Raw genomic sequence first — 24,382 nt, forward strand, 5'->3', positions numbered from 1 at the left:
TTATATTGCAATTGTTGTCGAGAGAAAAAAGTTCCGGCCCGGCTCGTAAACAACAAGTCCGCGCAAGGTCGAAAGATGATCCTCGTAAAGCTTGTTGAGAATATTTTGGACCCCTCCCCTGAAGGTCAGCGACAGATGATCAATGACGATGGGAATGCTGACAATGTCGGCGTCAATGATAACATACCCGGGAGTCCTGATCTCGCCGGCGCCGAGATTCTTCTGTTCGGCATAGGCCGTAGCGGCGATCATGATCGTTCCCGCTGACCGAAGGATCGTGGTCGATTCGATGCGTCCGTTCAACGGGGCGATCTGAGCGAGATCGGTGTGATCGTACGTATCCTCCCCCCTCACGTAGGCAGCGTAATATTTCAGCGCATCCCATTCCGCAAGACGCTGCTCGACGGAAATTTCGTAACCGTACAATTTCGCCTCGCCGATATTTTGCTCGACAAATGCACTGGCCCCTTCAAACATCCCCGGAACGAATGCGACCAGGTCGGTCAAATGGTTGAAGAACAGATCGGACTGAATTTGCAGGCCGCCGGCATGAATACGGAATCCGGCATTTGCGCATGTGCTTTTTTCAGGCTGAAGGTTCGGATTTCCCGCCCTGATAATGCTCCCCAAATTAATGTACTCATAGCGTTCTTCGAGCGACGGCGCACGGAACGCGGATGAGACGAGCGCTGTCAGCTCGAATTCGGACGTCACTGCGTACGACAAGCCGCCGTTCGCACTCCATGACTTATCGCGCACGGACATTTGATTCCACAGAATGCTTTGCCCCGGCGGGTTTGTCTGCAAAACACCGCCGCTGATGATGTACAGAGGATTCAACGTTTCGTCATTGCTGACACGGATCCAATCGTACCGGGCGCCGAGTGTCAGAGTTATTTTATCGGGGATGATTGGCCATTCGTCCTGCGCGTAAATTCCCGCGCTGAAAAAATACGACTCCGGTACCGGACGGTCTCCGACGATCTGGGCCGTGGCGGAATTGACGCGTTCCCTCCTGCTGTCTAAATCCCGCTGCCACACTTCTGTTCCGACAGTAATGAGCTGATTTGCCGGCAGCGTTAATTTCGCTTCGGCCTGTCCGCTCGTGGTCAAATGCGTCGCTTCAGGAGTGAACGTCAGCGTCGGATTCTGGATAACTTCGACCGCACGATCGATATCTTGCCTCGAAAAACGAAACGTCACCAATGGGACATCCGGGCTGACGTTAGGAATTGTATATTCCAACCCAAACAATTCGCGCTTGGCGAGAGTGTAGCGGGCGGCAGCCGCTGCCGACAACTGCGATCCGCCCGGAATGCCGGTGTCTTCGGCCTGAGAGCGCTGATACGAGACAAAGAGAGACTGGTCTCCGAAGGTCTTTACACCGACGGAACCGTTAAGATTAAAATCGTGGTATTGCGAATTAGGGATTTCTCCATCCGGCGTCATCGTATTCCCCGCATGCCGGTAACTTCCGCTGAAACGCATCGCGTAGTTGTCGGACGAGCCTTCAAATGCCGCATATTGAGAAACCTTTCCATCGACGCTTGAAACATCGTTCGTCGTTTCAGCATTCATCATCGGTTCTTCGGTGAACGAATTTCGTTTTGTGATCATGTGAAGAACTCCGCCGAAGGCGCCGGTTCCGAACAGGACAGAGCCGGGAGACTTGACGACCTCGACCCTCTCAAGGTCATGAACATCGAAAAGCGAAAGGCCCCCGGCTATATCGGTGGCCGTCTCGATCCGCGTGTTGTCAACCATCGTGACGATATTCGACCGGGCCATCCCGCGGATGGAGATGTCCGTTTCCCACGATCCGTCCCTCACAAGCGTCACGCCGGGAGATCCTTTCAACACGTCGGGGACCGTCACACTCGGCAGCTGAACGATCTCCTCGCTCATCTCCACACTGTATGGATATGATATGCCCTGCGCCGTGGCCGACGTCCGCGTGCTTCTGACAACCACTTCATCCGATTCGAGCAAGGCCGGCTGCAGTTCGATCACCACGCTATCGGCAATCCCCGCAGCCAGAAAGATGGTCTTTTCGGCAACTGCGTAGGCAATGTGATGCACAGAAATCGTGTATCTCCCGGGGGCCAGCTGCTCAAAATAAAACCGCCCTGCGCCAGCGGTATTCTTCCTTTCGCCAAGCTCCAGAACGACAACGACCGCGTTTGTCACCGGTTGGAGAGATGACGCGTCCACAACTTTCCCTACAAGAGAGACTGTCTGCGATTGAGCTGGAAATAAGCAGAATGGGAAGCAAATAATCATGATACAAATTTGTTGAAAATATCCACAACAAGCTTTCATAAAATTATCTTTAAAAATTCAACGCTGTTGATATCAAGGCATTCGCTTTGGCCGCATACACTCATTGGAATAACGATATCAGGCGCGCTTCAATAAAGCAGAATGAGAAATTTTGTCAGTCTCATGCCGAAAGGTAAGTAAAAAGATCCATTCGGCTTGTCCCCGCTTTTCAGAAGGCGGTTCGGTGAGAGGTCGTGTTTGTTCGATCTCCAGCGAGCGTGGTCTGAACGACGGCACAAAGTTATTCAACAATTGATCCAAAGGCAAGAGAACGTACTATCGAACTTCAAGGAAATTTTTTTTTGATGTCTGATGTTTTTCGCGGAATTGTTTTCTATATTTGATGAGTGCCTTACGGCACTTTCTGATCTGAAAGCGACATCATTGAAAATTCAGCTACTCGTCCCATCAGTCTTTAAGAGTTGTTACACGGATGTGGTTTTGCTTTCGAATATTCAGACGCTATCTCAGAAACTATTCAGGATGTCATTCTGAATGAACGCAGCCAGCTCATTGTCATTCTGAACGGAGCGAAGGGAAGTGAAGAATCCATGTTAATGCAACTTTGAACTTTCTCCCTGGCGGTGTGTGATATTTTTGAGATAACTTCCACTTGATGTTCAGCAAAAAAGTTACGAGTGGTATCACGGGTTAGATAGTTTCTGACCGACATTTCTTCTCTTCACGGTCGCCGCAGAACTGCAGCAGCATGGGACTGCGGTATGAATGATCAGCCGCTTTACTTCCCTAAGTGCCGGGCATAGGATCGTTGATATGCCTCCGGTCAGCACGTTCATCACAAAAAGTTTATTCTACAGCCTCCGACGCAACAACACCGCGGCGGGCTTTGCCTCAGTTCGTTTCCGCGACCCCCTTAATCCTTTGAAATGTTTCCGTTCTGATTTCTTTCCATTCCCGAATAGGAGCAGTTATGGATCAAACTCATGTCTCACCGCTTGAGCTGCAAAAAATTGATGCCGTAGTCCAGGAACATAAAGGCAAACATGGAGAATTGTTAGGCATTCTCGAAGAGACTCAGCTTCTCAACGAACACAAGTATCTCTCCGAGGAGGCTTTGAATCATGTCGCGCTGAAGACCGGAGTCCCTCTCTCCAGAGTCTATAACGTTGTGACCTTTTATTCATTCTTCAACCTCAAACCGCAAGGGAAACACACGATCACGGTTTGCCGCGGTACTGCCTGCCATACCAAAGGTTCAAAGGCCCTTCACGACGATCTGGGATTGATGCTCGGATGCAGCAAAGAACTTCAGGAAGGAGAGCCGTATTTCACCACGCCGGACAGGCAATTCACTATTTCCACCGTGGCGTGTTTCGGTCAGTGCGCGCTCGCCCCGGTCATTGCGCTCGACGAGGTTATTTACAGCAACATGAGCACGTCGAAGCTCCAAAAGCTCGTCAACAAAGCTTCAAAAGGGAGGAAATGATCATGAAGACAATCGATCCGGCAATGCTTGCCGACCTCCGAAAAAAAGGAATGAAGAAATTGTACCCCGACGTACCGAAGATCTTTGTCGGAATGGGGACATGCGGCATCGGCAACGGTGCAAAAGAAGTTTATGAAAACCTCCAAAAGACGATCAAATCGAAGAACGCTGCCATCCAGCTGAGCATGACGGGATGCTTCGGATTCTGCGCCGAAGAGGTTCTCGTGAACTGTTACATTCCCGGAATGCCACTCCTGATCCTCCACAAGGTCCTGCCAAAGGACGCCGACAATATCGTGTCGTGCCTCGCGAAAGGCATCATGCCAGTCCGGAAGGCGCTGTGCAAGATCGAGCGATGGGATTTTTTCACGTCGAAGATGGAGTTCGGGACGGGGCTTCCCGGTGTTCCATTGTGGAATGAGATCCCCTTCTTCAAGGGACAGAAGAAGATCGTCCTTCGCGAATCGGGGTTGATCGACCCGGAGAATATCGAAGATTATTTCGCCGTCGGCGGCTACAGCTCTCTCATGAAGGTGCTCACAGAAATGACGTCGGACTCCGTACTCGAAGAAATCAAAAGATCGAAACTTCGCGGACGCGGCGGAGCCGGTTTCCCGACGGCGATCAAGTGGGAAATGATGAAGAAAGTTGAGACCGATAAAAAATACATCATTTGCAACGCGGATGAAGGCGACCCGGGCGCATACATGAACCGGAACGAGATCGAAAGCGACCCGCATTCGCTCATCGAAGGAATGCTGATCGGCGCGTTCGTGATGGGGGCGCCGGAAGGGATCATGTATGTCCGCGCCGAGTACCCCCTCGCTGTCGAGCGCTTTAAGAAAGCTGTCGCAGCTGCGAAACAATTCGGCATCCTCGGCGAGGGCATTTTCGGCTCGTCGTTCAACTTCACACTATCCCACGTGGAAGGGGCCGGAGCGTTTGTCTGCGGGGAAGAAACTGCTCTCATCGTCTCGATAGAAGGAAAAGCCGGGCGGCCGATCCCACGTCCCCCGTACCCCGCTCAGAAGGGCCTTTGGGGAAGACCGACGAACATCAACAACGTTGAGACATGGTTCAACATCCCCGTCATCGTCACGATCGGCGGGAATGAATTTGCAAAATTCGGCACGCAGAACAGCACCGGAACAAAGGTCTTCTCACTTGTCGGTAAGATCAAGAATACCGGCCTCGTTGAACTTCCTCTCGGCACGCCGCTGCAGAATATCATCTTTCAAATGGGGGAAGGTACCGGAAATAAAAAGAGAATCCGTGCCGTCCAGACGGGCGGCCCGTCCGGAGGATGCGTTCCGGTCGAGTATTTCAATACGCCCGTCGACTACGAATCGCTCACAAAGCTCGGCACGATCATGGGGTCCGGCGGCATGGTAGTGATGGATCAGGATAACTGCATGGTGGACGTCGCGCGATATTTCGTCGAGGTGACGTCGAAAGAATCATGCGGAAAATGCACGCCGTGCCGCGAAGGATTGGCCCAGGCCCTCGCGCTGCTGAACAAGATCACCCATGGCGAAGGAACGATGAACGACCTTGACGAACTTGAACGGCTTGCCTACGTCATCAGAGATTCGTCGCTCTGCGGGTTAGGGCAAACTAGCGCCAATCCGGTGCTAACCACTCTCCGCTATTTCCGCGACGAGTATGAAAGGCATATCCTGGACAAGCGGTGCAAAGCGGGCGTCTGCGAGAACCTTTTCGTTGCACTGTGCGAGAACAGCTGTCCGCTCCATATGAACATTCCCGGATACCTGCAGCTCTTAAAAGAAGGAAGGATCGAGGAAGCGTTCGAACTCACGCTGCGCGACAACCCCATTCCGGGAACCGTGGGGAGGATCTGTTATTTCCACTGCCAGATGCGCTGCCGCAGGGAAATGGTCGACGAGCCGGTGAATCAGGGGGAGATCCACCGCTACCTCGCGGACATCATGTACAAAATGGGAAAAGAGAGAATGATCTACGAGCGCCTGATCAAAGAGAAACTCTCCCCCACCGGCAAACACGTTGCCATTATCGGGGCAGGACCGTCGGGGCTGACCGCGGCGTATTATCTTGTTCGCCTCGGCCACAGCGTGACGGTCTACGACAGCCATGCCAAGGCAGGCGGCATCCTTCAGTACGGAATCCCGGCATACCGGCTGCCGAAAGACGGTCTCAACAAAGAACTCGAGCTCTTCAAGAAGCTCGGAGTGAAATTCGTCTTCAACACGCGCATCGGAAGCGACATTTCGTTGAAAGCCCTTTCCAAAAAGGCCGATGCGGTCTTCATCGCCGTCGGCGCGCAAAAGGACATCGAGCTCGACATTCCGGGCAAAGGGCTGATCGGCGTCCTTCGCGGTTATGAGTTTCTCGAGGAATTTGCCCTCGGGAAAAAACTCCGCATCGGAAAGAAGGTCGTCGTTGTCGGCGCGGGCAACGTCGCGATCGATGCGGCCCGTTCGTGCCTCCGGCTCGGCGCCGATGTTACGATCGTCTATCGCCGCGACAAGGATGAGATGCCAGCAAATGCCCAGGAAATAAAGGACGCGACGGATGAGATGATCAACTTCATGTATCTTTCCGCACCGAGCCGCATTCTCGGCGATCTCAACGGAAAAGTCACGGGGCTGGAAATTCACAAGATGAAGTTTGACGGCGTCGACAACGCCGGGAGAAAGAAACCTGTCGAGACGGGTGAAACGGCGGTCATCGAATGCAGCACCGTCATCTTAGCGGTCGGCGAAAAAGTGGAATTCACCCAGGCGAAAGAGATCGGCCTTGAACTCCGCGCGAGCGGATCGATCAAAGTGCATCATCCGAGTTACCGGACGAACCTCCCGAATATCTACGCCGGAGGGGACGCCGTGACCGGCCCGGCGACGGTCGCCGAGGCGATGGGCATTGCCCGGCAGGCGGCGGAAGCGATCGACCGGGACCTGATGAAAGAGAAACGCTTCAGCAAGCTGTTCCGCGATTTCAACTATAAGGACGAAATAGCGCCGGAACCGGAAGCGATCCCGAAAATCGACCCGAAGAAAATTCCGGTGAAGGAACGGATCTCGAGCTTCCAGGAAGTCCTTTCCGGATTCACCGGCGAAGAAGCTCTGCTCGAAGCGACCCGTTGTTTGCGCTGCGACGTTAAATGCCACGAAGAACTAGGCCAAGGAGAACTCAATGACTAACGCAATGGTCAACATAAAGATCAACGGGAACGATTTCCAGGTCCCGCAGAACGTGACAATTCTCGACGCGTGCAAACGTGCGGGGATCTCAATTCCGACACTCTGCTACCTCGAAGACGTTGCCACAAACGCATCGTGCGCCGTCTGTGTCGTCGAAGTGAAAGGGGCGCGGTCGCTGGTCCGCTCCTGCTCGTCGTGCGTTCGGGAAGGGATCGAGATCATCACAAACTCCGCCCGCATTCGCGATGCGCGGAAAACGAGCGTCGAACTCATCCTCGCCAACCACCCTAAAGATTGCCTCTCGTGCCTGCGCAACCAGAATTGCGAACTGCAATCGCTCGCCGGCGACCTCGGCATCAAAGACAACGGTTTTGTGCGGACGAAAAAGAAGGAGCCGCTGGACACAACATCCGTATCCCTCACCCGGGATCCGAATAAATGCATCCTCTGCGGCAGATGTATCGCCGTCTGTCAGAATATACAGACCGTTTCGGCGATCGGCTTATCCCAGAGGGGCATTCGCACGAAGATCTCGACCTACATGGAGAAAGGCCTCGGCAACGTTGCATGCACGAATTGCGGACAATGCGCCCTCGTCTGTCCCACTGGCGCCATCGTCGAACGGGACGATACCGCAATGGTCTTTGAGGAGATCGCCGACCCGGAGAAGGTGGTGCTGGTGCAAACGGCGCCGGCCATCCGCGTCGGCATCGGCGAAGCGATGGGGATGGACCCGGGCAGCCTCGTGACCGGGCAAATGGTCGCAGGGCTGCGGAGGCTCGGCTTCTCGAAGGTCTTCGATACCCAATTCACCGCCGACCTCACCATCCTCGAGGAAGGACATGAACTGATCAAACGGCTCACGTCGAAAGGAGTGCTTCCGATGATCACGTCATGCTCTCCCGGATGGATAAAATTTGCGGAGCATTTTTTCCCTAACTCGCTCCCGCATCTCTCCACGTGCAAATCGCCGCAGCAGATGTTCGGTTCATTGGCGAAAACATACTACGCAGCAAAGATGGGGATCGATCCGAGAAAGATCGTCGTCGTCTCCGTCATGCCGTGCACGGCCAAAAAATACGAGGCAAAAAGGCCGGAAATGATGGGCGCCTTCGAATACTGGAAGGAAAAGAAGGGCTGGTCCAACGCCGACGCATTCTACGATGTCGATTACGTATTGACCACGCGAGAGCTGGCGCGGATGTTCAAACAGACCGGTATTCGGTTCGCTAAACTGCAACCCGAGGATTTCGACAGCCCTCTCGGCGAGTCGACGGGAGCCGGGGTGATCTTCGGCGCCACCGGCGGAGTCATGGAGGCCGCATTGAGGACGGCGTATGAAGTTGTTACAGGAAAAAGTCTGCCGGACATCAACTTTGTCGCTGTGCGGGGTATGGAAGGGATCAAGGAAGCGGAGGTCGACTTGAACGGCCTGAAGCTAAAAGTGGCGGTCGCTCATACGCTCAAGAACGCGCGCATCCTCCTCGAGCAGATCGAGCGGAAAGAATCGCCGTACGCGTTCATTGAGATCATGACGTGTCCCGGCGGATGCCTCGGCGGCGGCGGCCAGCCGATTCCGACAACATGGGATATCAGGAAAAAGAGGGCGGAGTCGATCTACAAGGAAGACGCCGGCAAACCGGTCCGGAAATCGCATGAGAACCAGCAGGTCGCGGTTCTGTACAAGGAATTCCTGAAGGAACCGTTGGGGGAAATGTCGCACCATCTCCTTCATACAACCTATACCAAGCGAGGACTCTTTGTGTGGCCGACGAACGGAAAGGAACAGGAAAAAGAAGCCGTACTGCAGGAATGAATTCCGGTCGATTCACGACAACGGACAAAAGAAAAGCCTGACGAGAACATCGTCAGGCTTTTTTATCGCCAAGATCTTCAGGCATCAGTCAACAAGCGGGGCGCCGACGGCCCGCTCAAGCTCATATTTGCTGATGACAAAGCGGTACAGGGCCTGGAGGTTCGTCAGCTTTGCAGCGGATTCGGCAGTCTCAGCGTCGAGAAGGTCGAGGTTTGTGATCGAGCCTGTTTCATATTGCGTCCGCGCGATGATGACCGCATCGTGAGATTGCCGCAGCTGCAGTTCTGAAATCTTTACTTTCGATTCCGCCGCCTGCACATCGGCGGCAACCTGTTCCACATCGGAACGGACCTGCGCTTCGATATCGCGGCTGTGCGCCTGTTCCGCCTCCACGGCGGCCTGCGCTTCTTCTTCCTGATGACCAACCTTGCCGCCGTCAAAGATCGGAAATTGCGCCTGCGCTCCCCATACCCAGTTGCCCCGCAGAGGATAGATGTTCGGCTCGTACCCGTTGTTGAGCGCATAGACCGCGTTCAACTTGAGCGTCGGCATATTGCCGAGCGAACTCATCGCCTTCTGGCGTTCCGCCGATCGTTCGGCGTCGCGTGCGATCTTCAATTCGGTCCGCTGCTGCAGGGCGAGAGCATAGAGCGAATCGATGTTGAGCTGCAGCTCGGTTTCCTGGAACGATCCTCGAACCTCCGGTAGATCCTGCGTTGCGATGCCGAGCAGCTGACACAGCATCGCTTCCTGCTTTTGAAGGGAGTTCTGAATGTCGACCTTTTGATTTTGCGCCGCAGCGACCCGGACCTGTGTGGTCAGCACGTCAAAATTCGTCGCGGTCCCGGCCGCGACCCGTTTTTGCGTCATTGAAAGATGCTGGTTGAGGGCGTCGATCTGTTCATCCTGCACCTTCATGCTTTTCTGCAGCAGAACGATCGTATAGAATACGCGAATCGTTTGCAGCGCCAGATTCGTTTTCGTCAATTCAAGAACATCGCGGAATGACTGCTCGCGCGACTTGCTCACATCGACAGCGCTGCTGGTCTTGCCGAAGTCATACACGGTGTACTGTCCGGCGACGTGCGCGTTGTAGTTGTCCTGCGGCGCCAGCACGATGGTGCCGAAAACAGGAAAACTGAACGCCGGAACGGGCCCGATATGGGCGTACGTGGCTTCCGTAGTCACGTCTGGCAATTTTGCGCTTGAGGCCTGCAGCGTGCGCGCTTCGGCGGCCCGGATATTTGCCCGAGCCTGGTCGAGCGCCGGGTGGGTTTGTAGAACCCGCTGCACCGCCCGGTCCACCGTCAATGAATCCTGTCCGGCCGTTGAAGCGCTGGCAATCATGAGGGACAACAATACCAACGTTACGCTATTCGTCATACTTCGTCCTTGTGGTGCGTTCGTCACTGTTAAGAATGTTTAGTCCATGGCAACAACATGATCGGAGGTCTTCTTCTTTTTCTTCACCCGGAGGAACATGATCGGGGCGAGCGCTGCGATGGTGATAACCGAGGCTATCAAAAAATCGTCGCAGACCGCCCGGATAAAGGCCTGAGTTGAAATATGCGCAGCGATCAACGCATTGGCCCGCATCGCCGCCATTGCTTGATTCCCTCCGACCGCGTCCATGCTGAATCTCGTCAAATGCCCGGCGACCTGGTGATACGCGTCCGATTGCGGGTTCGTTGCCTGGCCGTACGTCGACATGTGATAGATGGTCCGACGCAAAAGCATCGTGCTCATGAATGCAATGCCAAAGCTTCCCCCGAGCTGCCGTATCACGTTGAAAAGCCCTGAGGCCTGTCCGACTTTATGCCTCGGGATATTTGAAAGCGCCGCCATGCTGAGCGGCGTGAACATCAACCCCATTGCAAACCCCCGGATGTACAGCGCGAGCATGATCTGATGGTGCTCAGAATACAGGGAAAGCGAGCTGTTGATGAACAGACTCGATGCCAGCAGGGTGATGCCGATGACGGCAGGTACCTTGGGGTTGATCTTGTCCGCAAGCATTCCTGAGATCGGCGCGGTGAAGGCCTGAAGAAGGCCGACCGGCAGAAAGAGCGAGCCCGCCTGAAACGCCGTGTACCCAAGAGATGTTTGGAGATACAGCGGGAGCAAAAACGTGCTGCCGAACATCCCGAACCCAAAAATAAACAGGATGCCGTTGGCGATGCTGAAATTAAAATCCTTCAACAAGCGAAGATCCACGAGCGGATGCTCGATCGTGAGCTCCGTCACCAAAAAGAGGGTGAACGAAAACGCGGAAAGGATGAAACATGAAATAATGAACGGCGACGACCAGCCCCCCGTATTCCATGAGGCATTCCCGTCCGTCAATGCGAGAAGCAGCGAGCAAAGAAAAACCGCCATCGAGATGAATCCGACGACATCGAACGACCGTGCACGCTCCGTCTTGTATTCCCGCTGGATGACGTACGTTGCGGTCAGGCCGATGATCCCGACCGGCACATTGACGTTGAAGATCGCATTCCAGTTGATGTTGTCGATCAGGTACCCGCCGATCATCGGCCCGAGCGAGACCGATGCGGCAGCGGCGATCGACCAGAATCCGAGCGCGACGCCCCGTTGTTCGGGGGGAAATTCCCTCGTGACGATCGACATTCCCGTCGGCATCAGCAACCCCGCCCCGCTCGCCTGAATGATGCGGAAGGTGATGAGCGCGTTCTCGTTCCATGCCATGCCGCAAAGGAATGATCCCACCGTGAACAACGAGAGGGCCAGAAAATACGTTCTCTTAAACCCAAAATGATCCGCGATCCATCCCGACGTCGGCAGCATGACAGCGAAGACAAGCATGTAGGCGGTGATCACCCACTCCGCTTTGTCGACCGTGATCCCGAACGACGACATGATCTTCGCCATCGAGACGTCCACGATCGTGGCGTCGAGCACGGCCATGAAGGTCCCGATCATGACGTTCGCCAGCACCCACCACTTGTACGTCTCATGTTCATGGTGGAGGGACGGAACGCGCCGGACGACCCCCTGCCTCATCTGATGATGCAACTTCATGGCCACGGTCAGCGCACCTTAACCTTTATCTCGACGGACATTCCCGGCAAAAGATCGATCGGCCGCCGCGGATCGACGGCACCATCCCGCATAATGGAAATCTTTACGGGAACACGCTGGGTGACCTTTGTGAAATTTCCCGACGCGTTGTTCGGCGGGATGAGCGAGAATTGCGACGCGGTGTTCGACCCGATCTGGAAGACGCTTCCCGAGAATTTGATGTCCGGATACGAATCGACCGTGATCTCCACTTTGTCGCTCGAACGGAGCGCCTCGAGACTTGTCTCTTCCAGGTTCGCCGTCACCCAGATATTTTTCAGGTCGTACACCGAGAAGATCGACTGTCCCGCCTGCACCACATCGCCGACAAGCGCCCATCGCTTGGAGACAACGCCGTTCATCGAGGAAGTGATCACCGTGTTGTTCAGCTGCGTTTCGATGATTCCGAGCTGCGCTCGCGCGGCGACCGCTTGCGCGCCCGCGATCCCTTTCCGCGCCTTCGCTGATTCAAGCTCGCTCTTTGCATGGTCGAATTGTTCCTTCGGAATGATGTTCTCCTTAAACTGGGCCGAGGCGCGGTCGAAATCTGTCTGCGCCTTGTCGAGGTTGACGTCGGCAAGGGTGATATTCTGTTCGGCAAGGGCCAGCGAAGCTTTTGCCTGCTCCTCCTGCGAACGGAGGTCGCTGTCGTCGAGCTTGACAAGGACCTCGCCTTCCTTCACTGTGTCCCCCTCGTCGACCATCAATTGGTCGATCCGCCCGAGGATCTTGGAGCTGATGGAAATCCTGTTCCCGTCGATGTACGCATCGTCCGTCGATACATAGTCCCGCGTGTTGATATAATACTGCCATGTTACGAAGGCGAGGCCGAAGAGAACGATGAACAACGGAATGACGATCTTGAAATTCCGGTATAAAGGCATGGAGTCGATCTCTTCTGCATCACCGTTGCCGTTCTTTGACGGCTGGTCGGCGGCAGGCTGTTTCTGTTTGAGCGCTTGCTCGTCTTGCTGTGGCATTACCTGTTCCCTTTCATCACATAAAATTACTTGTTCCTGCAAATACCGCGGAGAACGGTATTTACAAAAAGAAACACTTCTTGTTCGAAGGATTCACGGTCGGACGCCGTCACCGTTTGTAAATCATACACGCGAGAGAAACGCATATGGAAGCCCTGCACGGCGTGGAGGATCATCCCCGCGGTCTTTTGCGGATGATCTATGTGGAATTCTCCGGCTTTCTTTCCTTCCTGAAGAATGTGCGTCACGCAGCGAATTTCCTGTTCCGCAAAACTCGCGAAGACGTCCTTGACGATCGGCTTCACGTCATGCCATCCCTGCTGGTGAAAATGGCCGATGCTGGTGAGGCGCTCGATCAACTTCATCCTGAGCTGGACATATTCGATGAGCTTCTGGCCTGCCGTCGGCCGCTGTTCAAGGGTTCTCAGGGTCTGCGTCAGAAATTCCCTCTGCTCGTGCTGGACGACGGACCGGAAAATGGCCTCTTTCGTCGGAAAGTAGTAGTACAGGGAGGCTTTCGCCATCCCGACATCCTCCGCGATCTCGTCCATGGTCACTTTGGAATAGCCGTACGAGGCGAACCTCCGCTGCGCGGAACGCAAAATGATCTCTTCTTTATCCGTTGTCAGCTGTTCCGTCAAAATCGTCCTTTCGACTGTATTGGTAAAATAGTCGAAAAAAGGGACAAAAGCAAGCCGGGAGTTCGAATCAGTGTGTTTTTTTGAAACGCCGAACGGAGCGAAGAAAACAGGGCAACGTGCAGCACTCCGATTCTGCCGCACTTTGTGGCGGGATCAGCGCGAACTTTAGCGGTATGTGCCGCTCAAAGCACAAGACCCCGCGACAGGCGTACTGCGGTCAGAAAAGAGAAAAGGATGGACCGATGCCGGGAACCGCTGGAGAACGTTCTTTACCCCCTTGCGTCATTTCATAGACCTATAAAAGGCGCAAACCGAGTTCACCGGACACTCTTCACAATGGGGATTGGTCGGACGGCATGTTTCTCTCCCGAGAAAAGAGAGCGCCATGCCGATGTCGTTCCATGATCGTTGGTCGACTTTTTCCATGAGCTGCGCTTCGATTTTTTTCGGATCCGATCCCGCGGCGGCGCCGATCCGCGGCGCGACGCGAAGTACGTGGAGGTCGACAATGATGCCCTCAGCCCTACCCCCCGATTCCCTAATAATGACGTTGGCAGACTTTCTTCCGATGCCGGGAAGGGATGTCAGCTCCTTCAGGGTAGTGGGGATCTTATCATCGCTTCCGACAGCTTTTGAAAGCGTCATCAGCCACTTCGTCTTGTTGGCGTAATTCCGGACTCGGCCGATATATTTACGCAATGTGCCGGCTTTCGCTTTTGCCAGGTCTTTCATGGAGGGGAAGGCTTTGAACAACGCGGGCGCGATCTCATTGATGTGTTTATCGGAATCCCGGGCAGAAAGTACCACCATCACCAGCAATTCGTACCGGTTCTTGTAGTCCAACGGATGCTTCTTCCTTTTGTACTTCTTGATGACCGGCTGGAAGGCCTTGTTCCAGTCGATCTTTGATTTCCGCGCTTTCGCCATCCTGAACGACCTCCAATAGTAAATAAGATCAGTACTTCTGCACAACAATTATTCTAGTTCATCTGTTCATTGTTGATTGCTCATTGTTCACTGTTTGCTGTTGACTGCCCATTGCGTGCCGCACATGTACTTAAAAGCACACGCCCGGCATTCGCGTTCAAAATGTTTTGTCGGCGCGAACGGCCGTTCAACGTCTGCAATCTCCCCGGCCAACCTCTCGATAATTTTCCCCGCGACCGCGAACGACTCGGCGGATGAAGCGGACCCGTCAACGAGCGGCGCCTCGATCGTCTCATCAATATCGTGACGGCCGAGAAAAAGATATGCGGGAACGATCTCTTGAACGGGGATCCCCGAGGCCGTCGCGTACAGCATTGCGTAAAGGGGAAGCTGAAGCGAGCCGATGGCGTCGCTCCACGTATCCCGGTCATCAAGGACGAGCTTTTTGAAATTGATGTGCGAGTATTTTTCGCTGCCGCCGGTCTTATAGTCAAGGATATAGACGTTCCCCCCCCGCCGCTCCACCCGATCCAGCTTCCCTTTGAACTGATACGGTCCGATCGGCGATTCAAGCGGAAGTTCGAGTTCGATCAGTTCGATCTTCTTCGCCAGGGAAGGAAGTTGATATGCCGTAAGAAAACTCTCCAGGTGCGCGGTCACCTGCTTTTTCAGCAGGTAGACGGGTCCAAAAATGCTGCCGCCGTACATTGTTGTGAAAAGAACATCGATAGCATGTTCAAGGGCGGCAACGGAGAGATCTTTACTTTCCAACAGCTTGTTTTTGAGCGGACGGAAATATTCGGCCAGCGCGCGATGAACGATGACGCCGACATCCGAAGACTCCAGTTCTCCCGAAACCTCCTCCCGTTCGTGCAGGCGCAGGACATACGAATAATAAAATTTCAACGGACATTTCAAATACATATCCAGCGCAGTCGCGCTGAAGACAAAATCTTTCAGGGAAGCGGCAATCGCTTCAGTCTTGGGAACCGCGGCGGGGGTTGTATTTGCAAGGGCGATCTTGTACCGGAGCGTTTGAATCGATTCGGTCGGTTGAATCTGTTTTTCTTTCTGTTCTTTTTCCCATAGCAACTTTTCCACATACCTGCTTTTCTCCCGCTTCCCGTCCTGGACGAAAAAGAGGTGCACTTCTTTCGCCCCCTGAATGAGGCAGCTGAAATAGTATTCAGCCATCCGTTCTCTCTCCCGGAATGTCGACAGCCCGAGCGACTCGCGCAGCCGTACCGGCAGGAGGACATCCTGCCCTTTGTTCCCCGGAAGGACATCGTCATTGGCATCGAGAATAAAGACGGTGTCAAATTGCAGGTTGCGTGTTTCCAAGAACCCGAGCACCTGCAGTCCATGCAGCGGCGTACCCGTAAAAGGAACATCGGCAGCCCTTATTGCATTCCGAAGGAAAGAGCTGTATTCCGTGAATTCATCAAAATGCCGGCCGGCAAGGAGGGATGTTGAAAGACTCTCCAGGAATTCAACCACCGCTTCGGCGAAAGGATGGAAAAAAGGATGGAGCTGCGCCGTGCTGTGAGTATTGATGTAGGTGAGAAGGTCCACCGTACTGGCGGCAAACGCGCCGATATTCTCGACGGTGTCGTATGCCCGAAGGGTATGCGCGTGGATCGACGCGAGATGCTCTTTCAACGATTGGGCCGAAATGCCCTCGCCAAGAGCGGCGACGCGCTTAGCAGCGCGCTCGAAGAGTGGAGCATTGTCTTCCAGTTCATCCAGTGAAAAAAAATCAGCACGGTGTTCCTTGACAAAAAACTCTTCGATCGTGTTGAACAAGATGCGGGAAATATCCGACCGCTTTTCATACTGAATGTTCTTCGTGTACGGATGAAGGACAAAATTGATATACTCCGATGATGCGTAACGATCCTCGTACTTCGACCCTCTCAATTGGAGCAGCGTTTCCAGAAATCCGTAAACCGGCGTCCGGATGACCGGGTACCCGAGAGAGATATTATAGTCGTCGTCGGGAATGAGCGCGAGCGTTTGATGAAAAACAGGGAAGAGATTTTCCGGCGCGGGGAGCACGATAGCGGTCCGTTCGGGCGAGAAGCCGTTCCCCCGCCTCGCCTCATCGATTTTCTTCGTGAGGGCAAAGGCTTCGCCGTGCGCATCGGCGCTCTGGTAGAAATGGAACGAGGGAGCGTGCGATGGATGCGCCGGGAGTTCCGGCGATACTCCGAGCTCCTTCAAACGGCCTGCAATGCCCGGACCGTTCTGGAAGATCTGCACTACTGCATCAAGCCGGCTCATGTGCTGCAGAATGGCCCGCTCGGAGGTCGTGAGCGCGAAGAAACCCGCAAAGACGATCTTCGAACATTCTGCAAAATCCAGGGTCCCGATCTTTTCGGCCACCGCCCGGTACTTCGTTGAACGGCTGGCAAACCCCCGCTCAGCAGCGAGAGCATAAAATTGTTCGTAAAACACCAGGAGAGACGTGACCCCGCTGTACTCGATTCCGGTGAGCGCTTCCCGCACTTTTGAAATCGGAATGTCCGCGATCCATACCTCCTCAAGCTCTCCAAAGATCTTCATCCCGAGGGGCAGAAAGGAATCGAGTGAAGTGAAATTGTTTCCGCCGATCCGCCGCGCGTCATTGACGTGAATCTCATGAAGCAGCACCGCCGCATCCAACGCTTCTAACGTCTTCTCAGAACGGGCAAGTTTATCCTTCCACACAGCATCGACAAAATTGTCGATGGAATAGATTTGAGGAGGGAGAAATCCGGTCCCGGTCGTTTTCGATAATGCCCTTCGCAATGCGTGTGCCGGACGCTTCCCCGGAAAAACGACAATGTTCCTTGAAAGGTCCTTTCCGTCGGCGACGAGGCGCGACGCGACTTCGGAGATAATATCCGCCTGAGCAGAGATCAGGAGCACTTCGCTCATGAGACACTCCTGACTCTTTTGAGATCGACATAGAGAAGGTTTCCACGGACGTCCTTCGCAGGATAAATCTCCTTCAACATTCCCATGTAATTCCTGACCTGAACAATATACTCGTCCTCGGATTCGTCCCCTCCCGTCTTAAAATCGATGACCGTCACCGCGTTCGGGTCGATGACGATCCGATCGGCACGATAGAGAACCCCGTCCCGGTTCGCGAGATCCTGCTCCCGCAAGACCCGCCGCCCCTCTTTTTTGACAAACCATTCTCGCATCGTGCCGTCTCGCAGGCATTCGAGGATGAGCGGCCGTATTTCATCGGGCGAGATTTGCAGGGTCATTTCTCTGCCGGCGCGGGCAAGAAGCGCGTCAAGCTGTCTGTCGACGTCGTTATCAATAAACTCAATCAAAGAGAAAATGCGGTGGACAAAATCCCCTCTCTTCGTTTCTGCGGCGCCAAAGCTTCGGTACGACTGAACGTCGAGCGCTTTCCGTATCGTGTGATGAAACGATGGAACGGCATTTTCGGGGCTGAATGTCTTCATTGCGACGGACGGTTTTGGTCCCGGCCGGTACCCTGTTTGGGGAAGAAAGCTTGTCGGCTCCTTGGGCTCTTTTTTATACACGCCGATCACGTACATTTCTTCCTCTGCCCTGGTAAAAGCGACATACAATTGATTGAACGCGTCGACCCTGTCCCTGAAATCCTCCTTTTCGACCAGCGCGCGGAGATCGTCAACGTTCTCTGCGATCTTTTTATTGACTCGTACGATCGAGATTGAATCTTCATTCTCCCGCAGGACGAAGCTTTTTCCTCTTGGGGAGCGGTCGTACAACAGAACGATGACCACCGGGAATTCGATCCCTTTCGCCTTGTGAACCGTCATCACCTGCAGTGCGTCGAGATCTTTCGGGACGGTGATCTTCCAGACATCGTCTGCCGAATCATCCAAGGAAAAGTCGAGAAAATGCTTCATCGTATTCATCCCCTGCTGCTCGAACGTCTTCACGACTTCGAGGAGCTTGACGAGCGAGGCTTCCTCGTCGGGCGACGAGTGGAAAACGTCGAAGATCTTGAATGCCTCGGACAAGAGATCATACAAGGGGAAATAGCCGACGACGTTGAAAAGATGCTCGAAATATTCGTCCCAGAGATGCCCGAATTGAGCGCGGAATTCCGTGTAGAGCGGGCTGCGGTTATGCATTCTCGCTTCAGCGATGACGTGCGCGAACTCATCGTGCGAATGAAGAGACCCCTTTTTTGCCAAAGAATGGCGGAACACATCGCCGAGAAGGAACGTCGCAAACGAGAGGTCGTCAACAGGCGAATCGAGGAACCGCAGCAGGGCGATGAACTCGCCGGCGCTTTTGCGGCGGCGGACATCGAGCGTCGAATGGGAAATGATCGGGATCTTTTTTTCGTTCAACCATCCGCTCACTTCAATGACGTGGGCGTTTGTCGGCGTAAGAACGGCGATGTCGCTGTACCGGTATCCCCGCGACCTGCAATCCCGGACGATCTCATAAAGCGATTCTCGCTCGTAGGGATTGTCTTCCACGTTGTCAACAATATCAACCTCAACATACCCCTTGCCGGAATGTTCTTCGGTCACCCGTTGTCGAAACGACGATAAGCCGCTCGCCGCAGCTTCGGGCCCGTAACCCGCGGCGGGAATGGCTGCATGAAATACGTCTTTCGTGAACGAGACGACCTTCTCGAAGCTCCGGTAGTTCATTTCGAGCGATTTCACTTCGTGGAAGGCCGAAGGAAAGGGGTTCTTTTCGGCAAGATCCTTCATGATCTGCCAATCCGCATCACGAAAGCCGTAGATCGATTGCTTGGTGTCCCCGACCACGAAAAGGCTTCCCCCTTTCGAAAGCGACTCCTCGACGAGCGGGAACAAATTATTCCACTGGATCTGTGACGTGTCCTGGAATTCGTCGATCAGGTAATGATAGATCGTCTCGCCGATCTTGAAATAGATTTCGGGGACGGCCTGATCCGTGAGATGCTGTGCAAGCGTTCGGGAGACATCGTCGATGAAGATCTGCCCCTCCTGCTTCTTCAGCTTCTCAACGGCCGGCTGCATCATCGCAAAAGCTTCTGCATAGGGACGATAGTACTCTTCAGCATAGGACTTGATGAACCGGCGAAGCAGTTCGTTCAATTGCTGATGTTCCGTTTCGATTTCACCGATCCATTTTCCATACGCGGCGGTTTCTCCCTTTCCCTTCGGCTTGTTGACCGGCGTCGGCCTCAGTTTCCTTTCGATCAACGCGTGAATATTGCCGGAGTTGATAAGCGCGAGGTCGGCTGCAAACAGCGCATTGATGGAAACACCGGAAGCGCGAATGAGCCTTTCGACCTTCTTGGCCTGCTTTTCTATTTCATTCGACAGCGATGGAGTCGAGGCCGATACGCTCCCCGCGACAAGAGGTTTTGCCTTCCCGTTGATCGCCCTGTAGATGTTCTTTACCTGAGAAACGATATCGCGATAAGGATTCCAAACAAAATTTCCGTCTCCCCTCCTGTTCTCCAAAACAAGTCTGACGATATTTTCGACGACGCGCGCCTGCGCAGTATCTTCTTTCACCTCTTTTGAGAACTGAGAGAACGCAAGGTCAAAAATGCGGTCCGCGTCGAGCAGGATCTCGAAATCGGGATGATAGCCGTAATCGAGCGAAGAGGATTTGAACACGGTCGACATGAAACTGTCGATCGTCTTCACCTGAAAATCGGAAAAATTATCGAGGATGGAATCGACGAGCCAAGCCGCTTTCGATTGAATCTCCCCCGGCTCGCTCGAAAGGCTTTCGCCGAGATCCTCGAGTGTCTTTGTGTCGCCCAAGGCCGCAAGCTTCAGCAGCGTGAGGATCCGCTGCTTCATTTCCGCTGCCGCATTATTGGTGAACGTTATTGCAAGGACATTTTGGAGCGCATGATGAGGGACCGAATTACTCAGGAGCAGCCGGACATACCGATGCGTCAGGGCATACGTCTTCCCAGCGCCGGCGGAGGCAGTAAGAACTGTCACGGCCGGCAAACGGAACTCTGATCTGTCATTTCGACCGGAAGCCATGCGGCGTCGCTGAGAAATAAAATCGGCGATAAAAGTTTCTAAAACAAAATATCCAAACCGGGAAAAGTTTGGATATCGATGGCTGCATCTTCATCCCCCTTGGCTGACGTACAAAACCTGTTGATCCGTCCCTCTGCTGTATTCAAATTGAATACTTTGCAACGATCCATTCAGGGATGATTTCCCCCCGCCCCGTTTTCCGGTTCACCATCGTGTAATGGATATACCCTTCGCAAGAAAGCTTGTTGTTTTCTTTCTTGAATATCTCAAAACAAACTTTGACGCCGTCTTTCACCAGGTCTTCGATCCAGGTCCGCACAATAATTTTTTCCCCAAGTTTGAGCGGGCGTTTATGTTCAACATGGGTCGTGTTGACAACCCAGCTGTAGCCGAGTTTGAGAAACTCGTCCATGTTCATTTTATAGCAGCGGTCCATCTGGTCATAGCGGGCCGCAAGGACATAATCCAGATAACGGGTATTATGAACATGATTGTTCATGTCGATGTCGTCGGGGCGGACCTGGAGCTCGGTTTCAAATTTTGAATGCTGTACGGCCATGACAATCCTGTTCCACACACGATACAAACAATTCGAGGGAAAATCAATCCAACCGCGGGGACTAACACTGTATAAAAAGAAAGCTCCAGATCAAAAAAGACTCTGGAGCTCGCTGAAGAACGTCTTGGCTATTTGTGCTTGTCGGGATACGGCGGCGGAGGAGCAAGTTTTGCCGGGTGGGTTTTCATTTGCTCCTGGATCACTTCGATCGCCTTGTTAAGCTGTTCGTCGATGCCGATATATTCCTTCGCAGGATCGTTGTCGACGACAATATCCGGATCAACGCCGTGCCCTTCCATGATCCATTCCTTCCCTTCAATATCGTACCGCGAAAACTCCGGTTTGTTCAGGAAACCGCCGTCAAGGAAAGGAAGCGTTCCGCGGATACCGACGACGCCGCCCCAGGAACGCTTTCCGATCACCGGTCCGATTTTATACTGCTTGAACCGGTAGGCAACGATGTCTCCGTCCGACGCGGAAAATTCGTCGAGGAGCATGACCTTCGGGCCGACCATGGTCCCAGACGGGTCAGCGCTGAACGAAGTATTGCGCGCGATGTCGATCATTGCGATCTTCCGATCGAGCCTCTCGATGATCATCGGCGAAACAAACCCGCCGCCGTTGCCGCGGACGTCCACGATCAGCGCCTCCTTGGTCAATTGGGGATAATAGTACTTCACGAACTCATTCAAGCCGTGGAATCCCATATCGGGAATGTGCACGTACCCGACCCTTCCGTTCGTGGCTTTCGATACCTTATCGATGTTCGTTTGAACCCAATTGAAATAATACAGCTCGTGCTCGTCGCCGGTCGGTACAACGACGGTCTCGTGGCTCCCTTCTTCCTTCGGTTCGCCGTTGAGCGTCAGCGTGACCTGCTTGCCGACCGTGCCGACAAGAGACTCATAAATATTGTTGATCTCCGTAGCCGGTTTCCCGTTCACGGCGATGATATAATCCCCTTCCTTCGCATTCACGCCGATTTCCGTCAGCGGGGACCGGAGCGTGTTGTCCCAGTTCTGCCCGCGAAGAATCTTTACGATCCGATAGTATTTCGACACGGGATCCCGTTCGATCTTTGCGCCGAGAAGACCTGTTTTGATCCGCTCCGCGTGCGGCATCTCGCCTCCCCCGACGTAGGTATGGCCGGTGCTCAGCTCGCCGATCATCTCGCCGAGAATATAGGTCAAGTCCGCGCGGTGGTTCACGTACGGCACCAACTGCGCATAGTTCCTGCGGACCTTTTCCCAATCGACTCCGCTCATGTTCGGTGCAAAATAAAAATCGCGCATCTGCCGCCATGCCTCGTTGAAGATCTGATTCCATTCGGCATGGTGATCGACCTTCACCTTCATGTCGGAAAGATTCAATTTTTCCTTGATCTCGATCTTCGAGGTCGGCACATCGATGATCGCATACGAACCATCCTGACCGACGATCGCCTTCTTCCCGTCGGCCGAGATCTCAAAGCCGTTGAATTCGCCGAGCTCGGTTTCCTTCAGCTTTTCAAAATCATAGAAAAGGAATTTCGCCTTTTCATCTTTGCTTCCGTTGCGGATATAGTACAGTTTGTCGCCCGATGAAGTCAGGTTCCCATAATTTGCCGCGGTCACCGGAATCCCCGCGATGCGCTGCTGCAGGCCGTCGATATCGACCTTCACCTGAGGCTTCGATTCTTCCTTATCGTCCTTTTTCTTATCCGATTTTTCCGGATCTTTGCCGGCTTCCTTGATCTTCACTTCGTCGCTTTTGGGCTCGAAGGGGGATTTCGTCTCCTTCGAGAGCGTTACGAAATAGATCTTCGCCATGTCGTTGTAGACGTGGTCTAATTCTGTCTGCCCGAGCGTCGGGTTGAAGCTTCTGTCGGAAACAAAGTAGAGAAATTTTCCGTCCGAGCTGAATGCGGGGTCATACGAAGAATACCATCCATCGGTGACGGCGACAGCTTCCTTCTTTTCCAGCGAGTAAAGATAAATATTCGTCATCGATGAGTCTTCGGGCTTGGCGAAGGCGATCCATTTGCAGTCCGGCGACCAGGCATAATCGGTGAACTCCCATGCCGAGGCTTGAGCGACCGGTGTGACTTTCTTCGACTCGATATCGACGTACTGCAACCGGAGTTTCTTATCGGCCCACATGATCTTTTTGCTGTCGGGGGACCAGTAGCACTGGTATTTGTAGGTGTCGCCGTTCTTTGTCAATTGTGTTCCCGGAGCGCTTCCATCCTGCGGCATCATATAGATCTCGTCTTCTCCCGAGGCGTCCGAAATGTAGGCGATCCATTTCCCGTCGGGGGACCATTTTGAATTGCGTTCATGCACGCCGGAAGTATTCGTGAGGTTGCGGGTGTTGCCGTATTTCGCCGGCACCGTGAATATCTCTCCGCGGGCGCCAAAAAGAGCGCGGTTCCCGTCGGGCGAGATTTCGTAATTTGCAATGCTCTTGCTCGCATCCACAACGCTTGTCCGGCCGATGGCGAGATCCTCATCGAGGAAGATGCTTACCTTCTCGGCCTTTTCTGTGGCGAGGTCGAACCGATAAATAAAACCGCCGTTTTCGAAGACGATCGCGTTGTCCCCGAGCGAAGGGAATTTCACGTCGAAATCGGCGAAGCTTGTCAGTTGTTTCGTTTCTTTCGAGGTCAGGTCATACGAATAGAGATTGAGCCGTTTGTTCTCATCACGGTCGGAGGTGAAGTAGATCTTATTCCCGCTCCACATCGGGATAATATCCTGCGCGGGGTTGTTGGTAAGATCGGTCGTCGTCTTTGTGTCGAAATCGTACAGCCAGACGTCGTCCGCCTGTCCGCCGCGGTATCGTTTCCACGTCCGGAACTCTCTGAACACTCTGTTGTAGACCATTTTTTTCCCGTCCGGAGAGAACGAGCAAAATCCCCCGCGGGGAAGCGGCAGTTGTTCCGGAAGCCCTCCGTCGATTGACACCGTGAACAGCTGCCCCTTAAAGTCATTCGGTTCGTTCATTCGCGAGCGAAAGACGATATGAGAATTATCTTTCCATGCCATGACGATATTGTTCGGCCCCATTCTATCGGATACGTCGTCGCGGTCGAGCGTTGCGGTGAACGTCAATCGTTTCGGAACGCCCCCTTCTGCGGGCATCAGATAGACCTCGGTATTTCCGTCATACTGTCCGGTGAACGCCATCCATTTACCGTCGGGAGAAAATCGAGCGAACATTTCATATCCCACATCGTTCGTCAACTTCCGGGCAACACCGCCTGCCGAGGAGACGGTATAGAGATCTCCGGCATAGGTAAATACGATCTTATCGCCGTGAATGGCGGGGAATCTCAGCAACCGCGCTTCTTGCTGGGAGAACACGCCCGCGGTCACCGCGGCGGTAAAAAGGACCATCAAACACATTTTTCTCATAACGGCACCTTTGTAAGAGTGAACGAAGTTTGGGGGATTTCATGTATACGG

At 53.7% G+C, this 24,382-nt stretch carries 13 protein-coding genes; 3 read left to right on the forward strand and 10 right to left on the reverse strand.

Annotated features, from left to right (window positions below):
- Complete coding sequence (locus VMF88_06990) at nucleotides 1-2,319, reverse strand: TonB-dependent receptor (protein HTY10800.1); 2,319 nt, start codon at nucleotides 2,317-2,319, stop codon at nucleotides 1-3.
- Nucleotides 2,320-3,250: 931 nt separating this feature from the next.
- Between VMF88_06990 and VMF88_06995 the strand changes: the two genes are divergently transcribed.
- Genes VMF88_06995 through VMF88_07005 form a run of 3 tightly spaced genes read left to right on the forward strand, consistent with a single transcriptional unit; the run spans nucleotide 3,251 to nucleotide 8,761 of the window.
- Complete coding sequence (locus tag VMF88_06995) at nucleotides 3,251-3,766, forward strand: NAD(P)H-dependent oxidoreductase subunit E (GenBank protein HTY10801.1); 516 nt, start codon at nucleotides 3,251-3,253, stop codon at nucleotides 3,764-3,766.
- Between the two features lie 2 nt (nucleotides 3,767-3,768).
- Nucleotides 3,769-6,945, forward strand: coding sequence for an FAD-dependent oxidoreductase (locus VMF88_07000; GenBank protein HTY10802.1), 3,177 nt, complete (start codon nucleotides 3,769-3,771; stop codon nucleotides 6,943-6,945).
- A complete protein-coding gene (locus VMF88_07005; protein HTY10803.1) occupies nucleotides 6,938-8,761 on the forward strand; it encodes an NADH-dependent [FeFe] hydrogenase, group A6 in 1,824 nt (607 codons plus the stop codon). Before VMF88_07000 ends, VMF88_07005 begins: the two co-directional genes overlap by 8 nt.
- Nucleotides 8,762-8,845: 84 nt before the next feature.
- On the opposite strand, the gene VMF88_07010 is transcribed toward VMF88_07005, so the two are convergent.
- From VMF88_07010 to VMF88_07050, 9 genes are all read right to left on the reverse strand, one after another.
- A complete protein-coding gene (locus VMF88_07010; GenBank protein HTY10804.1) occupies nucleotides 8,846-10,144 on the reverse strand; it encodes a TolC family protein in 1,299 nt (432 codons plus the stop codon).
- Between the two features lie 39 nt (nucleotides 10,145-10,183).
- Entirely contained in the window at nucleotides 10,184-11,800 is a 1,617-nt protein-coding gene (locus VMF88_07015) for a DHA2 family efflux MFS transporter permease subunit (protein ID HTY10805.1), read from the reverse strand.
- Between the two features lie 8 nt (nucleotides 11,801-11,808).
- A complete protein-coding gene (locus VMF88_07020) occupies nucleotides 11,809-12,819 on the reverse strand; it encodes an HlyD family secretion protein (GenBank protein HTY10806.1) in 1,011 nt (336 codons plus the stop codon).
- Between the two features lie 26 nt (nucleotides 12,820-12,845).
- Nucleotides 12,846-13,460: a TetR/AcrR family transcriptional regulator gene (locus tag VMF88_07025; protein HTY10807.1), complete on the reverse strand. Its 615-nt coding sequence runs from the start codon at nucleotides 13,458-13,460 to the stop codon at nucleotides 12,846-12,848.
- 282 nt (nucleotides 13,461-13,742) lie between these two features.
- Nucleotides 13,743-14,387: an endonuclease III gene (gene nth, locus VMF88_07030; protein HTY10808.1), complete on the reverse strand. Its 645-nt coding sequence runs from the start codon at nucleotides 14,385-14,387 to the stop codon at nucleotides 13,743-13,745.
- An 87-nt stretch (nucleotides 14,388-14,474) separates the two neighbouring features.
- On the reverse strand, nucleotides 14,475-17,303 hold the full coding sequence (locus VMF88_07035) for a PD-(D/E)XK nuclease family protein (GenBank protein HTY10809.1): 2,829 nt from the start codon (nucleotides 17,301-17,303) through the stop codon (nucleotides 14,475-14,477).
- Nucleotides 17,300-20,335 (reverse strand): UvrD-helicase domain-containing protein, encoded by a 3,036-nt coding sequence (locus VMF88_07040; GenBank protein ID HTY10810.1) that lies wholly within the window; start codon nucleotides 20,333-20,335, stop codon nucleotides 17,300-17,302. Before VMF88_07040 ends, VMF88_07035 begins: the two co-directional genes overlap by 4 nt.
- A 187-nt stretch (nucleotides 20,336-20,522) precedes the next feature.
- The gene (locus VMF88_07045) at nucleotides 20,523-20,939 is read right to left on the reverse strand and encodes an acyl-CoA thioesterase (protein HTY10811.1); all 417 of its coding nucleotides are present in this window, start codon (nucleotides 20,937-20,939) and stop codon (nucleotides 20,523-20,525) included.
- Nucleotides 20,940-21,067: 128 nt separating this feature from the next.
- Nucleotides 21,068-24,331 carry a PDZ domain-containing protein gene (locus VMF88_07050; GenBank protein ID HTY10812.1) on the reverse strand — a complete coding sequence of 1,088 codons (3,264 nt, stop codon included), beginning with the start codon at nucleotides 24,329-24,331 and terminating at the stop codon, nucleotides 21,068-21,070.
- Between the last annotated feature and the right edge of the window lie 51 nt (nucleotides 24,332-24,382).

This window comes from Bacteroidota bacterium, from assembly GCA_035506275.1.
Classification (GTDB): domain Bacteria; phylum Bacteroidota; class Ignavibacteria; order UBA10030; family UBA8401; genus JAGVPT01.

What these genes read in the sequence shown, in the direction of transcription:
- VMF88_06990 (HTY10800.1), bottom strand. Translation starts at nt 2,319, where the DNA reads ATGAAAGCTTGTTGTGGATATTTTCAACAAATTTGTATCATGATTATT.
- VMF88_06995 (HTY10801.1), top strand. Translation starts at nt 3,251, where the DNA reads ATGGATCAAACTCATGTCTCACCGCTTGAGCTGCAAAAAATTGATGCC.
- VMF88_07000 (HTY10802.1), top strand. Translation starts at nt 3,769, where the DNA reads ATGAAGACAATCGATCCGGCAATGCTTGCCGACCTCCGAAAAAAAGGA.
- VMF88_07005 (HTY10803.1), top strand. Translation starts at nt 6,938, where the DNA reads ATGACTAACGCAATGGTCAACATAAAGATCAACGGGAACGATTTCCAG.
- VMF88_07010 (HTY10804.1), bottom strand. Translation starts at nt 10,144, where the DNA reads ATGACGAATAGCGTAACGTTGGTATTGTTGTCCCTCATGATTGCCAGC.
- VMF88_07015 (HTY10805.1), bottom strand. Translation starts at nt 11,800, where the DNA reads ATGAAGTTGCATCATCAGATGAGGCAGGGGGTCGTCCGGCGCGTTCCG.
- VMF88_07020 (HTY10806.1), bottom strand. Translation starts at nt 12,819, where the DNA reads ATGCCACAGCAAGACGAGCAAGCGCTCAAACAGAAACAGCCTGCCGCC.
- nth (HTY10808.1), bottom strand. Translation starts at nt 14,387, where the DNA reads ATGGCGAAAGCGCGGAAATCAAAGATCGACTGGAACAAGGCCTTCCAG.
- VMF88_07035 (HTY10809.1), bottom strand. Translation starts at nt 17,303, where the DNA reads ATGAGCGAAGTGCTCCTGATCTCTGCTCAGGCGGATATTATCTCCGAA.
- VMF88_07045 (HTY10811.1), bottom strand. Translation starts at nt 20,939, where the DNA reads ATGGCCGTACAGCATTCAAAATTTGAAACCGAGCTCCAGGTCCGCCCC.
- VMF88_07050 (HTY10812.1), bottom strand. Translation starts at nt 24,331, where the DNA reads ATGAGAAAAATGTGTTTGATGGTCCTTTTTACCGCCGCGGTGACCGCG.